10 protein-coding genes are annotated in these 12,900 nt (G+C 70.3%); all 10 read right to left on the reverse strand.

The genetic code is table 11. From position 1 onward, the window contains the following. Genes KBZ12_RS03585 through KBZ12_RS03630 form a run of 10 tightly spaced genes read right to left on the reverse strand, consistent with a single transcriptional unit; the run spans position 1 to position 12,899 of the window. On the reverse strand, positions 1-2,064 hold the full coding sequence (locus KBZ12_RS03585; protein WP_254956371.1) for a glycosyltransferase: 2,064 nt from the start codon (positions 2,062-2,064) through the stop codon (positions 1-3). Beyond that, a complete protein-coding gene (locus tag KBZ12_RS03590) occupies positions 2,061-2,996 on the reverse strand; it encodes a glycosyltransferase family 2 protein (RefSeq protein ID WP_254956373.1) in 936 nt (311 codons plus the stop codon). The genes KBZ12_RS03585 and KBZ12_RS03590 overlap by 4 nt, the downstream gene beginning before the upstream one ends. Further along, a complete protein-coding gene (locus tag KBZ12_RS03595; RefSeq protein WP_254956375.1) occupies positions 2,996-5,023 on the reverse strand; it encodes a glycosyltransferase in 2,028 nt (675 codons plus the stop codon). The genes KBZ12_RS03590 and KBZ12_RS03595 overlap by 1 nt, the downstream gene beginning before the upstream one ends. Continuing rightward, positions 5,016-6,341 (reverse strand): glycosyltransferase family 4 protein, encoded by a 1,326-nt coding sequence (locus KBZ12_RS03600; protein WP_261359773.1) that lies wholly within the window; start codon positions 6,339-6,341, stop codon positions 5,016-5,018. The genes KBZ12_RS03595 and KBZ12_RS03600 overlap by 8 nt, the downstream gene beginning before the upstream one ends. Further along, the gene (locus KBZ12_RS03605) at positions 6,338-7,222 is read right to left on the reverse strand and encodes a glycosyltransferase family 2 protein (protein WP_254956376.1); all 885 of its coding nucleotides are present in this window, start codon (positions 7,220-7,222) and stop codon (positions 6,338-6,340) included. Before KBZ12_RS03605 ends, KBZ12_RS03600 begins: the two co-directional genes overlap by 4 nt. Before the next feature lie 22 nt (positions 7,223-7,244). Beyond that, positions 7,245-8,366, reverse strand: a complete 1,122-nt coding sequence (locus KBZ12_RS03610; RefSeq protein WP_254956377.1) for a hypothetical protein — start codon at positions 8,364-8,366, stop codon at positions 7,245-7,247. Positions 8,367-8,382: 16 nt separating this feature from the next. Beyond that, positions 8,383-9,267: a glycosyltransferase gene (locus tag KBZ12_RS03615; protein ID WP_254956378.1), complete on the reverse strand. Its 885-nt coding sequence runs from the start codon at positions 9,265-9,267 to the stop codon at positions 8,383-8,385. Next, positions 9,264-10,166 carry a glycosyltransferase family 2 protein gene (locus tag KBZ12_RS03620; RefSeq protein ID WP_254956379.1) on the reverse strand — a complete coding sequence of 301 codons (903 nt, stop codon included), beginning with the start codon at positions 10,164-10,166 and terminating at the stop codon, positions 9,264-9,266. Before KBZ12_RS03620 ends, KBZ12_RS03615 begins: the two co-directional genes overlap by 4 nt. 1 nt (position 10,167) lies before the next feature. Further along, positions 10,168-11,352: a glycosyltransferase family 4 protein gene (locus KBZ12_RS03625; RefSeq protein ID WP_254956380.1), complete on the reverse strand. Its 1,185-nt coding sequence runs from the start codon at positions 11,350-11,352 to the stop codon at positions 10,168-10,170. Continuing rightward, on the reverse strand, positions 11,349-12,899 hold the full coding sequence (locus tag KBZ12_RS03630; RefSeq protein ID WP_254956381.1) for an asparagine synthase-related protein: 1,551 nt from the start codon (positions 12,897-12,899) through the stop codon (positions 11,349-11,351). The genes KBZ12_RS03625 and KBZ12_RS03630 overlap by 4 nt, the downstream gene beginning before the upstream one ends. Position 12,900: the final 1 nt, after the last annotated feature.

The raw sequence follows: 12,900 nt of genomic DNA on the forward strand, positions 1-12,900 counted from the left end.
TCAGCGCTGCTCCAGCAGGGCTAGCCCCGCCAGGATCCCCTCGGCGGCGTTCCGCACGCTGAAATGGTCCTGGACGAGCTCTTTGGCCGCTGCCCCCATGCGGGCGGCGGCGGCGGGATCGGCGGCCATCCGCCCGAGGGCGGCGGCCAGGGCCGCTGGCTGGCCGACGGGGCTCACCAGGCCCGTGCGGCCCTCGATCACCAGATCCTCGGCGCATCCCACCTGGTCGCTCACGATCGCCGGCAGCCCGCAGGCCATGGCCTCGTTCACCACCAGGCCCCAGGTCTCGCCGTGGTCGGAGGGCAGCACGAGGCTGTCGGCCACCGCATAGGCCGACGGCATTTCGGATTGATTCAGGAAGCCGGCGAAGCTCACCGGCAGGCGGTGCTGGGCGGCCAGTGCTCGGCAGCCCTCCTCGAGGGGACCGGTGCCCACCAGCAGCAGATGCACCGGCGGGGCCAGGGGATCCACCAGCAGCAACCGCAGCGCTTCGAGCAGGTCGAACGGGCGCTTCTTGGGCTGGAGCTTGCCGGCGAACAGAAAGCAGAAGGCCTCCCGGGGGATGGACCAGCGCTGGCGCAGCTCTTCCCGGCGGGGGCGCAGGGCGCCGGCCCGCTCGCTGAAGTAGGCGTTGTCCACAAAGTGGGGGGAGGGCACCAGTCGCTTCTGGGGGACACCGAACTGGCGGTACCAGCGGGCATTGGCCGTGCCGACGGGAAGGCCGACCGAGACCCCCCGGAACAGGAACCAGTAGGCGAGTGTCAGGGGCCAGGGTCTGGGGCGGAAGGCGTTGGAATCCATGCGCAGCAGCACCGGCAGGCCCTGCAGGCGGGCGGCGCTGAACAGCTGCACCATCCCCAGGAAGTGCCAGCCGGTCAGCAGCAGGGCATCGGGCCGCTCCCGGCCGGGACCGAACCCCAGCTCCCCCAGGGGGCGGGCCAGCCAGACGCCCCGGTAGCCGGACGTGATGCCGCGGCCCCGGCCGCTGGTGGCTTCGTGCCAGGCGTAACCCTCCAGCAGCGGCACGTCCCACTCGAAGGAAACCCCGAATCCCAGCCCCTGGGTCCGGGCGTCCGGAAGGGTGAGATAGAGCACGTCGCTGCGTACGCCGGGGGCGGTGCTGAGGGCCTGAAACAGGGGTGTCTGGTACTGGATCGGATGGCTGCCGGCGATCAGCAGCCGGCTCCGGCGCGTCGGCAGCAGGGCCGGCCCTTTCCTCTGCAGGCGCAGGGCCCAGAGCAGGCCGCGTCCTTCGGCGACCAGGGTGGGGGGGATCCACCAGGGATGGCGCAGATGGTGACGACTCCGCACCGATCCCAGCCAGCCCCGCAGGCAACCTGCCAGCGCCGCCGGCAGGGGCTGGGTGCGCAGTTGAAAGTAGTAGCGCCCCACGGCGTGGTCGGGCTTCACCGTTGTGAGGTGCTTGCCGTAGCTCCGGGTGCCGCCCCGCTCGGCCCTGAGGTGGTGGATCAGGGCGCCGGGCACGTACTGGATCGGATGGCCGGCCTGGCGCCAGCGAAAGGCGAATTCAGCCTCGAAGCGGTAGGCCACCCGCACGAAGTTCTGGTCGAACCCCCCCAGCTCCAGGGCCAGCCGCCGGGGAATGGCCACGTTGCCCCCCATGAACTCCTCCACGGAGCGGGGCCGCAGGCTGTTGAACAGGAATGGCCCGTCCTCCGGATCGCTCTGGCCCTGGTGCCAGGGCTGCAGCACCCGGCCGGCGAGCATCGCGTTGGGGTCGGCTCCGCCCGCCCGTTCGTGGGCGTTGAGCAGCTCCGGGTCCGGCAGGATGTCGTCGTCGAGGAACAGCACCCGCTCGCCGCGGGCCTCCTGCAGGGCCACGTTCATGGCGCCGGTGATCGAGGGGGCCGGCAGCCGCAGCCACTTGATCCGTCCCTCCGCCTGCCAGGCGCCCAGCCTTGCTTCGCAGTCGGGATCGTGGCGGGGCGTCTGGTCGACGACGAGCAGCTCGAAAGGGGGTGGATCCAGGGCCAACAGGGCGGCGACGCTGTCGACCAGCACCTGATCGCGGCCGTAGGTGGGAATCGCGACGCTGAGGGTCATGGCAAGGCGGCCAGCTTGAGCCGGGCCTTGAGGTGCCAAGGGTTGAGGGCGAGGGCCTGGCGCATATAGAGGCGGGCCAGGTCAGGACGCTCGGCGCTGAGGCAGGCACCGATGAAGTAGGCCCCATCGGCTTGCCGGCGGGGTTGGGCCCTGGAGCTGCGGCAGCGGTCGCTCAGGGCCTCCGCCTCGGCCAGGACGGACGCCTCCGGTTGGCCGCTGCGGCGCGCCTGGGTGGCCGCCACGATCAGGGCGTGGAAAGCCGCCTGCTCCTGGCGCCGCGACCCGCTGATCGATCCGGGGGAGAGGGTGGCCTCGTAGAGCACCTCTGGCACCACGAGGTGGCTGCCGACCTCCACCATCCGGCTCCACAAATCGATGTCCTGGGCGAAGTAGAACATCGGCCGGTAACCTCCGGCGAGCTCGTAGGCGCTGCGGCGCAGCATCACTGAGCCGTGGGCGGCGGGACCGGTGAGTCCATCGGCAAGCTCCTCTGGCTTCAGTGCGTTCACCCGGACCGTGGCCCCTTCCGGCACCACCAGCCGCACATGGGTGGAGCAGAGGCTGGCGTCCGGGTTCTCCTCCAGGCAGCGCACCTGCCGCAGCAGCCGGCCCGGCAGGGAGATGTCGCCGGCATCCTGACGGGCGATGAAACGGCCGCGGGCCACCTGGCAGCCTTCGATCAGGGAGCGGGTGAGACCGCGGCCCTGCCGCTCCAGCACCCGCAGGCGCGGCTCGGCGGCGGCACGGGCGGCGAGCAGGACGCCGGTGTCGTCGCTGGAGCCGTCGTTGATCACCACGATCTCCAGATTCACCCCCTCCTGGCTGGTGAGGGAATCGAGGGTGGCGGCGAGGCTGGCTCCGCCATTGCGAACCCCCATCACCACCGACACCAGCGGTGCCGTGACGGATTCATGCTCCACAGGCTGCTGCATCACCTCAGGTCATGTTCCTCCCTGGGCGGGGTCCTGGCCAGCAGCCGTGTCCGGACCCCCATGGTCAGGCGTGCCGCCCGGCCCCATCCCAGGGCGGCGGCGAGCAGCCTGTAGCCGACGAATTCCAGCCGCCGGCGTCGCTGCCAGGCCCCGGTCCGTCGGGCGAGCTGGAACAGCCGGTGGGAGGCCTGCTCCGCTCCGGCGGCACCGCACTGGCGGCTGAGCAGGAAGGCGGAGCGGGAGAACCGTGCCATTTCGGGGCTGCGGCGGTCGACGCCGGCGGCCAGGGCGCTGCTCAGCAGGGACTCCTGCGCCCTGGCCCGGTCCCCCAGCTTGCGGGGGTCGAGGTGGCCCCGGTCGCTGAGGTGATCGTCTCCCATATGGATCCGCCGCACCGAAACCGGCACCGGCACCCACACCAGGGGAGCATCGGTGGCGCCGGCCCTGCCGTCGTACTCCCAGTCCTCCTCGTTGATCCAGGGCTGCCAGGGGCCGATGCGATCGATCAGCTCGCGCCGATACAGCGGACAGCTGGTGGTCCACCAGCGCTCCAGCAGCAGCCGGGGAAACAGCCGCTCCAGGTGCTGGCCGGTGGCCCGCATCGGGCCGCGCCGTTCGACGGGCCGCCGGGAATGGTCCTCCTCCAGGCCGGGGCCATAGGCGATCTGGGCTCCGGCAGACCCCTCCAGGGCCGCCACCTGGGCGCAGAACTTGCCGGGCAGCAGCAGGTCGTCGCTGTCGAGGTACTGGATGAATTCGCCGCGGCTGTGGTCGAGCCCCCGCTGGCGGGCGGCGCCGGGCCCGCCATTGGGTTGGTGAATCACCCGGATGAGCGCCGGATGGGCGGTGGCCAGGCCATCGGCCACGGCGCCGGTGTCGTCGCTGGAGCCGTCGTCGACGATGACGATCTCGATCGGACGGTGGTCCTGGGCGAGCACGCTGTCCACGGCTTCGCGCAGCAGGGCGGAGCGGTTGTGCACCGGGATGATCGTGCTCACCAGCCCGGGCACCGGCGTGGGCCGCAGGGCGGCGATGCGCTCCAGGGCAGGCCGGCGCATCACCGCCCGGGCCCGCTCCAGGTTGGGGTTGTCATTTCGGTGCTTGAGGGGCTGGCCGCGGTGCCAGAGGTGCACGATCGGCTCGTAGCCCCAGATCCAGGTGGGCCGGGTGAGACAGCGGTCCCAGAACTCGTTGTCTTCGCCGCCCCAGCCGACAAAGCCCTCGTCCATGCCGCCGATGGCGGCATAGGCCTCGGCGGTGATCGCCATCGAGCCCCCGGCCTCCAGGTTCTGCACGATCGCTTCGGCGGGCTGCTCCGCGTAGTTGTCCGAACCGGCGAGCACCGAGGCGCTGTGGATCGCATCGAGATAGAAAACGAACCGCTTCGGGTTCACCACCGCGTAGCCACGGGCGATCCGCTCCAGCAGGCGGCGGGCGTAGCCGGCCGGCACGAGCATGTCGTTGTCGTGCAGGAGCAGCACCGGGGCGCGGGCCTCGCGGGCGCCGAGGTTGAAGGTGTGGGAGCGGTTGTAGGGGGCGGCGGGGTCGGGCAGGGGGCCATGGATGTGGCGCACCCAGGAGGGGAGTCGGTCGGCGATGCGGGGCTCGCTGTCCTGCTCGATCACCAGGCACTCCAGCCGCACGTCCTCCTGGGCGGCGAGGGACTCCAGCGTGGCCAGCAGCAGGGGCAGCCGCTCGCTGCCCCGGTGGCCGATCAGCACACTCAGCTCCGGGGGGCCCTCGTCCCAGGGGGGGGCGCTGCGGCGCCGGACCGGCGCGGCGGCCAGGCAGCGCTCCAGCAGGCGCCTGCCCAGCTCCGGCTGCAGGCGTGGCGCATGCAGGCGGGAGGTGAAGCGCCACAGACAGGCCTGGCCTTCGCCATCGGGGGCCGCCTCCAGCCGCTCGTTGCGGTTGGCGATCGCCAGCTGGGCCGGTGCGGGCCGGCGCAGCAACCACTCGTAGCGCAGCCGCTCCTTCAGCCAGACGCCCAGCCGCTCCTTCCGGGAGGCTCCTGCTGCTTCAGCCATGGGGATCATCGGGATGATCGAGGCGGCCCGCCGCCGCCAGCAGTTCCGCTTCCGCCGCCCCATCGCCCGCCCCACCGGAATGGGGCCATTCGCTGCCGGCGCTGCCATGGCGGAAGCGTTGCCCCAACAGCTGGCGCAGATCCTCGCCGCGGCGCTGACCCAGCCAGCGATCCAGCCGCCCGGCCGGGGCCGGCGTCGGTTCCGGTGGGCCCGCCGCCAGCGGAGGGAGCGCCATCGCCTGCACGAGCGCCTGCCGCCAGGCCTCCAGGGAGGCCCCCTCGCTGTAGCGCCCGGCCACCAGGGCATGACCGGCCCTGGACAACCGTTCCAGCAGCTGCGGCTGACGCAGCCGAGCCAGCTGGGTGGCGGCGGCGGCCCCATCGCCGCAGGGGAACAGCAGGGCCGTGACGTCGTGCTCCAGGGCCCCCTCCAGGCCCGACCCCACATAGCGGCTGCTCACCACCGCCATGCCGCTGGCCATGGCCTGCCAGGCCACGATGGGGCCCGTCTCCCAGGCGGAGGTGATCACCAGGGCATGGTGATGGCCGTAGATCTCGTCCGCCAGCCTGTGCTGGTCGACGTGGCCAAGCAATCGCACCTTGCGGCCCTCGATCCAGGGCGCCAGGGACCGCTCCAGGGCCGGGCGCTCCTCGCCGTCACCAGCGATGCTGAGCTCCACGTTGATGGCCAGGGTCTGCAGCTCCCTCAGCAGCAGCGGCAGATCGTGCACCCGTTTCTGGGCCTGTTCCAACCGGCCCACCCAGGCGAGCTTCAAGGTGGTGGCCGGATCGCCGTCGGGGGGCCGCCAGGGCTGCACCGGCACGCCGTAGGGGGCGTAGAGCACCCGGGAGGGGGTCATGCCGCCCCGCTCGCTCGCCAGCCGGCAGGCCAGCTGATTGGTGGCGATCACCGCATCGATGCCGGCGCCGTGGCGCCGCAGGTCGTCGAAGTACTCCGTCTGCAGGGCGTGGAGTGTCATCACCACCCGTCCGTGGAACCTCCTGCGCCGCCGGGCCCGCTGAACCGCGGGGTAGAGATCGACCAGATTGACCCCGAGCACGAGCTGGGGATCCAGCCTTTCCAGCAGCGTCGCGATGGCACGGATCCTGCCCTCGGCGCTGCCGCTGGGGTTGGTGAGCGGTTGGGCCGCCAGGGCCGGATAGGCCCGGGCGTAGGGGCCATGGCGGTGATGGTCGCCGTCGGGCACCGCCACGGTCACGTCGAGTCCGCCGGCCCGCAGCCCCGGTACCAGGTTGGCCAGCCAGTCCTGAACGCCACCGAGCAGGTAGGCGGAGGGGGCGAGCACCAGCACCTTCATGGCGTTCGGTCCAGGTACACGATCCCAGGCCCACCGGCGTTCAGGGGCGGCACGGGCAGGGGCGTCAGGGGGGCGACGGCGCGCACGTGGTGGCCCAGCTGGCGGATGTAGGTGCCCTCCGGGGCCGGGCAGCCCTCCCATTTGCGGAAGAAGCTCTCCTGGTTGGCGGAGGTGTACTTGCCCCAGACCCGTTCCGACTGACCGTCGAAGGAGGTGGTGGCGGGCTGGTCGTTCGCATGGTGCAGATAGGGACAGGCCACTCCGCCGATCCGCACCCCCGCGAGGCAGGCCCGGGCGGTGTAGTCCATGTCCTCGAAGCCGATGCCGCTGAAGCTCTGGTCGAAGGCGCCGATCCGCTCCCAGCAGCGGCGGCCGATGGCGAAGTGGGACCAGGTGTTGTTCAGCAGGCTGAGGTCCACCGACTCCCAGTCCATGGCTTCGGCCCAGCGCCGCAGGAAGGGGTCGATGCGCAGATCGTCGTTGAGCACCAGGGTGGTGGCCGTCGGGCTGGCCTGGAGCAGCTCGTTCCAGAGCTGGCAGAGCCCCACCACCCGATCGTGCAGCAGGAAGCGGCGATGGGGCGGTTCGCCGTTGGCCAGCTCAGCGCAGATCCTCTCCAGATAACGGCCCTGGCTGGCCTGATTGCCGTGGCCGTTGACGGCCACCAGGATCGGCACCTCCGGGAAGCTGCGTCGCAACGCGAGGCAGAGGGGGCGGAAGTAGCTCTCGTAGCGGGCCTCGAAGGTGGTGATCGCGATCGTGAAGCGATCCCCCAGGGGCCGCCGCGGCGGCAGCAGGACTCTGGGGATGCGGCGACGGCCGCCATGCACCACGGCCCGGGCGGCGAGGTAGAGGCGCAGGTTGAGGGAGGAGCGGTTCATGGCGGCGGTGGTGGGTGCTCCCTCAGGGGCGCCCCAGGGCGCCGATCGCCTCGACAAGGGCGCGGTAGCGCTCCTTGGGGCGGATGTGATCGTGAAAACAGCGGGCACAGTCCTCACGCCGGGCGTCCAGGTCGGCTCCGAGGTGATGGGCCGCCGCCAGGAAGCCGGCGCCATCGTCCACCATCACGCCACAGCCGAAGTCCTCCACGAACTGGAAGCTGGGCTGGCGGCTGCAGATCACCGGCACGCCCATGGCCAGGTACATGCACAGCCGATTCGAGCTGACGCCCATGGCCTGGAACTGGGGCGCCGGATTGGTGTAGACGGCCAGACCGATGTCGTAGCCGACGGCCGATCGCCAGGCCTCCTGCCAGGACAGCCGGCCCGTCTCGATGTGGAGCCGGCCCCCCAGGCTCAGGCGCCGCAGCAGGTAAAGGGCCAGGGGATCCACCCCCAGGGGCTGGATCACGGCGCAGAGGGCCGGATCCTCGTGCAGGGCGTCGAGCAGCCAGTCGGCGCCGGCGGTGAGGTTGAACCCCCCGGAGATGGCCAGGGTGAGGGCGTCCGGCGCCAGGCCCCAGCTCTGGCGCAGCTGCTGGCGCAGGGCCAGATCCCGCTCCGGAGGATTGCGGAAGCAGCCCGGGTAGACCAGCACCGCCTGGGCCGGCGGCAGGCCGGCGTAGTCGCGCACCAGCGGCACCCGGTGGGTGTCGTTGACGATCGTGAAGCGCGCCCGCCGGTAGGCGTCCAGGCAGAGCTGCTTCCAGCGTTTCGAGCGGGGACCGCGGTAGCTGCCGGCGCGGATCTCATCGCCCAGCACGAAGCAGGGGCGGCGGTGCAGGCGGGCCAGCACCCCCACCACGGCGATCGGATCCTCCGTGGTGCCCGAAAAGCAGCTGTAGCGGCGCCAGCGCGGGCGCCAGGCCTGGCCCAGCAGCCAGCGCATCGAATAGGCCACCGGATGGGTGCTGACCCTTTCGCCGTAGGGGGCGGTGCTGCCGCAGGGCCCGGGGGCGAAGACATGGATATCGTAGCCGTTCTCCAGCAGGGCGGAGATGATCGCCTCATTGGGGGGCGAATGCAGCAGCTCCGGCACCAGCAGGAAGTGGGCGGCGATCGGCCGTGGCGAGGAGGGACCGGTCATGGAGGAAGGGATGGGGCTAAAGCGCTCGGGGGGTGCGGGTGGTGCTGAGGTCGGTGGGCAGCTCCAGCCTGCCGGAGCCGTAGTCCTCCAGCAGGCGGTGCGTGTAGGAGCGGATGAAGTCCACCGGGAAATCCTTGCGGCCCGGGGTCGGCGCCGTTTCGCTCTTCTCCCGGGCGGCGATCCGGTCGTACCAGTTGTGGTAGTGGGTGATCGTGCCGTCGAGGCCGTAGAAGTTGCCGAGGCCGTAGCGCAGGTAGGCCAGCTCCTCGCTCCAGACCGCCGGTGGGGAGGCGGGCGTGAACAGCGGCTCGCTGGCCCGGTTGGAGACGTAGACGTCCATGGGCACCCAGGTGAGCTTTTGCCTCTGGAGCTCCTGGGGCAGGTGGTGGGTGATGTGGGGGGCGTGGAAGTCGACGTCAAAGCGGGGCCGCGGCCAGCGCCCCTTGCGTCGCCAGTGGAGCCTCCGGCAACGACGGAACCGCGCCGTGTGCATCAGCAGGAAGGAGCTTTCCGGCATGCCGGCACCGAAGGGACGGGTGAGCGGTCCGCAGCCGATGTCCTGGGGGGATACGAGCGCCACGCCTTCGGTGAGACGGGAACGGCAGAGGCTGAACCACTGCTGGGACAGCAGGATCACATCCGCATGCAACAGCAGGGTGTAGGGGGAGCGGGAGCGGCCCAGCAGGGTATTGAGCGCTTCTGGCTGGCTGCAGGATCGCTGCACCACGTCGGCACCCCGCTCCCGGGCGATCGCCACCGAACGGTCGGTGGAGTCGTTGTCCAGGACGCAGATCTCGGTGTCGAGGCCCCCGGTGGTGGCCTGGAGTGCCTCCAGACAATGGGGCAGGAACAGCTCGCTGTTCCAGCTGGTGATGCCGACGAACAGTTCGGGTGTGCTCATGGTCTGGGGAGGAGCCGCAGCCGCTTTAACAGCCGCACCGGCAGTTGACGTTCCAGGACCTGAAGGCGCTCGCCGAGGGCGGATTTCTCCTTCAGCAGCCGCTGCACCAGCCGCTCCAGCGGCTCGCTGGCCCCGTAACGGGCGTAGATGGTGGCCAGTTCGGCCGGAAAGCGTTCCCCCTGGCGCCGGGTCTTCACGGTGGCGTAGTAGCGCATCGCTCCCAGTTTCTCCTGGGTGACCAGGCCACGGCAGCGCCGGGAAAAACGCCACCAGAGGTCGTAGTCCATCAACAGGCTCAGGGACTCGTCCACCTGCCCTCCGACCTCCTGCCAGAGGGAGGAGCTCCAGAAGCAGCTCTGCTGCAGCAGGAAGCAGCCGTTCTCCATGGCCAGCAGGGTCTGCTCGGAGCCCTCGCTGGCGGGCACATGGCGCAGAAACTGCTGGTCGGCGCTGATGATGTCGCCGCTGCCGATCAGCCAGCGGCCGTCCGGGTCGGCGGCGAAGCAGGCCAGCACGGTGTGGAAGGCACCGGGCAGATAGAAGTCGTCGGAGTTGAGCCAGGCGAAAATCGAACCGCTGGCCTGGCGGAATCCCTTGTTGATGGCGTCCGACTGGCCCCTGTCGGGCTCGCTGATGAGCACGCTGATCCACGGCCGGTACCGCTCCAGCACCGCCGGGGTTTCGTCGGTGCTGCCCCCGTCCACCACGATGATCTCGACGTTGTCGTAGCCCTGCCAGAGGATCGAGAGCAGGGTGTCCTCGATGAAGTCCCCCTGGTTGAGGGTGGGGATGACGATCGAGAACAGGGGTCGCTGTGGATCGGCGCTGAACCGTTCCGGCACGGCGATCGACCCGCCCTCGGGCCAACCGTAAAGCGGTCGGGAGCTTGGCAGGGGCATGTCAACCATGCTGGGATCCGGCCGCCATGGCACGTTCCATGGACGCCAGCAGCTGGGGAGCCACGTCATCGATGCTGGACTCCCGCAGCACCCTGGCCTGGCTGCGTTCCCCCAGGCGTCGGCGCGTTTCCTGGTCGTTGCTGAGCCGTAGCAGGGCGGCGGCGAAGGCCTCCAGGTCGAGATAGGGCACGGCGATGCCGCAGCCATCGGCCACGAACTCCACCATGCCGCCGCCCCCTTCGAAACAGATCGTGGGCACCGATGAGGCGGCGGCCTCCAGGGCCACCAGGGGGTAAGGATCTTCGCGAGAGAGCAGCCCGTGGACGGCATAGCGCCTGATCACGTCGATGCCGGAGGGCATCGGTGGCAGCAGCAGGACGCGGTGCTCGAGGCCCAGTTGTTGCAGATCACGCCGGGCCAGGATCACCGCCTCCTGCTGGGGCGAGGCCCCGAGCCACACGGCCAGGAAGGGCTTGCCGGCGAAGATCTGCTCGCATTCCCGCACCAGGAGGGGGAAGAGGTCGAAGCCCTTGCGGGGAATCGCCTGTCCCGCGAAGCCGAACACGAAGCTGCCTGCGGCAAGGGCCGTCTCCAGCGGCTCCAGCAGGGCATCCTGGGCCCGGCCGTGCCCGGGGGGCGAGAGGGGAAGGAAACCCGGAATCACTGAGCAGCGATCCAGGGGGAGGCCGTGGTGGATGTGGAGGGATTGCCTGACCCCTTCGGCGCAGGCCACCACACCGCTGGAGAGGGCCAGCTGGCGGGCCACGGCCTCAGGGGTGCTCATGGTGGCGAGTGTGGTCTCGAGCTCGTGGACGTGGGTGAGGCAGGCCGGCCGGCTCGGGTCGGCGCTGAGGCCCTTCAGGTGCTGGCCCAGGACCAGGGTGTTCAGATAGATGAGGTCGGGCTTGTGGCGCTTCACCGCCGCCTCCAGCAGGCCGTCGGGACTGCTGGCCTGCCCCCTGCCCAGCCTGGCGGCGAGCCGCTCGAGCAGGGGTTGGAAGAGCGGCCGGCTCCAGGCCACGGTGGGCGCCAGGGCTTCGAAATCGGGACGCAGGGGACCATCGCTCATCAGCACCACCGACGCTTCGATGCCGCGCTCGTGTTGCATCAGCCAGCGCAACAGCCACAGCAGCAGCAGCGGGGCGCCACTGCGGGTGGCCATGTGGGAAACGAACAGCACCCTCATGGGGTGATCACCTGCTTCCAGAAGATCAGGGTCAGCAGGAAGGCAAGGGTTCGGGTCCTGTCGGTGCCGTTGCGATGGGCGTCCAGAATCCGGCTGAGCAGCTCCGGATCCACCAGGTCGTCGATCAGCCCGCCGTGCGCCAGCAGGAAGGTGTGCATGCGGGGGTCGCGGTACCAGTCGGCGCTGAGGTCGTAGCTGATGTACCGGGCCCTCCGCATGGGCGGCGTCCAGTAGAGGGGAGGGGCCTTGGCCAGCATGCGGCGCCGGTCGAAACCGTTCTCCTCGGGAAAGCTGAGCAGCTCGGGGCAGTTGCGGGCGATGGCATGGCGGTGCCAGTTGGAGCCCAGCTTCCAACCATCGGGGAGATTCCAGATCGCCTCGATCCAGCGGCGGTCGTGGAAGGGGGACCGCCAGGCGCTGGAGGCCCGGTACATGCGGATGCCGTTCGCGTAGAAGTTGGGCACACGTTGCTCGAAGTAGTAGCGGGTCAGGCCTTCAAGGAACCCTCCCCGACAGAAGCCGGCAAGCCTGGCGGCCCGTTGGCGGCGACCCTCCGGCATCAACTGGGCGGCCAGCGGCGGGGCCAGATGACGCAGTTCCTCGGCGGAGAAGCTGAGGTGACGCTCCACTTTCAGGCGCCAGAATTGGCCCAGGGCGGCTTCGGGGGCCACGGACGCGAGGCGGCCGAGCCAGCCCCGGTCGAAGTAGTAGGTACGGGCGAATTCCCCCAGGGTGCCGACAAAGAACGTGGCGTCGGCGGGAATCGCCGCCTTCAGGGGATACAGAAAGGTGTGCCAGTGCCAGGCGGTCTTGGTGCCGTTGGTGAGGCTGGAGATGCTGGGCGCGTGGGTGAAGAATTCCTCCAGATCGAGGTGGATCAGCTGGTGGGGCAGATCGAAGCGGCGGGCGATGTGGCGGGCCACCTGCACGTCGGTGGCCTCCTCCCGTCCCATGGTGATCAGATGGGGGCGCAGCCCCTGGTGCAGCATCGACGCCAGGATCACCCTCGAATCGAAACCGCCCGAAAGCGACAGGTGGGGGTTATCCCCCGCCAGCCGCAGCACCGCGGCATTGAGAGCGTTGACGGCGGCGTCCGGGTCAGCGGGGGCCGCCGGGATCCGATCAAGGACCGACTCGGACCGGAGCGCCACGCGCCCGTCGGTGAAGTGCAGGACGCTGCCGGGGGGGACGCGATGGATCTCGGGGTGGAGCGTCTGGTTGTCGGTCAGGTTCTCCAGCTGGCAGAGATCGCCGAGGGCCTGCCAGTTCCAGCGCCACTCCAGTCCGCTGCGGCGCCGGATCTCCGCCACCTGGTCGCCATGGAAGAGGCGGCCGTTGCGCTCGAGGTAGTAATAGTGCGTGGCCCCGACGGGCGATGTGACCACCGTCACGTCGCCGGCGTCGGTCTCGATCACCAGGGTGAACTCCCCTTCCATGGCGACAAGGGCACGGCTTCCTTCTCGCAGAAAGCGTCCCAGCAGGTCCGCCTCCGTCGTGCCGCAGTAACCAATGCAGGTGAGCCGGTGATCGCCGAGCTGGATGGTCATG

Origin of the sequence: Cyanobium sp. Cruz CV13-4-11, assembly GCF_024346055.1 — a bacterium.
Classification (GTDB): domain Bacteria; phylum Cyanobacteriota; class Cyanobacteriia; order PCC-6307; family Cyanobiaceae; genus Cyanobium.

Bases quoted from the DNA above. Each gene is read 5' to 3' on its own strand.
- KBZ12_RS03600 (WP_261359773.1), bottom strand. From the start codon at position 6,341: ATGAAGGTGCTGGTGCTCGCCCCCTCCGCCTACCTGCTCGGTGGCGTT.
- KBZ12_RS03585 (WP_254956371.1), bottom strand. From the start codon at position 2,064: ATGACCCTCAGCGTCGCGATTCCCACCTACGGCCGCGATCAGGTGCTG.
- KBZ12_RS03630 (WP_254956381.1), bottom strand. From the start codon at position 12,899: ATGACCATCCAGCTCGGCGATCACCGGCTCACCTGCATTGGTTACTGC.
- KBZ12_RS03620 (WP_254956379.1), bottom strand. From the start codon at position 10,166: ATGCCCCTGCCAAGCTCCCGACCGCTTTACGGTTGGCCCGAGGGCGGG.
- KBZ12_RS03615 (WP_254956378.1), bottom strand. From the start codon at position 9,267: ATGAGCACACCCGAACTGTTCGTCGGCATCACCAGCTGGAACAGCGAG.
- KBZ12_RS03610 (WP_254956377.1), bottom strand. From the start codon at position 8,366: ATGACCGGTCCCTCCTCGCCACGGCCGATCGCCGCCCACTTCCTGCTG.
- KBZ12_RS03605 (WP_254956376.1), bottom strand. From the start codon at position 7,222: ATGAACCGCTCCTCCCTCAACCTGCGCCTCTACCTCGCCGCCCGGGCC.
- KBZ12_RS03595 (WP_254956375.1), bottom strand. From the start codon at position 5,023: ATGGCTGAAGCAGCAGGAGCCTCCCGGAAGGAGCGGCTGGGCGTCTGG.
- KBZ12_RS03590 (WP_254956373.1), bottom strand. From the start codon at position 2,996: ATGCAGCAGCCTGTGGAGCATGAATCCGTCACGGCACCGCTGGTGTCG.
- KBZ12_RS03625 (WP_254956380.1), bottom strand. From the start codon at position 11,352: ATGAGGGTGCTGTTCGTTTCCCACATGGCCACCCGCAGTGGCGCCCCG.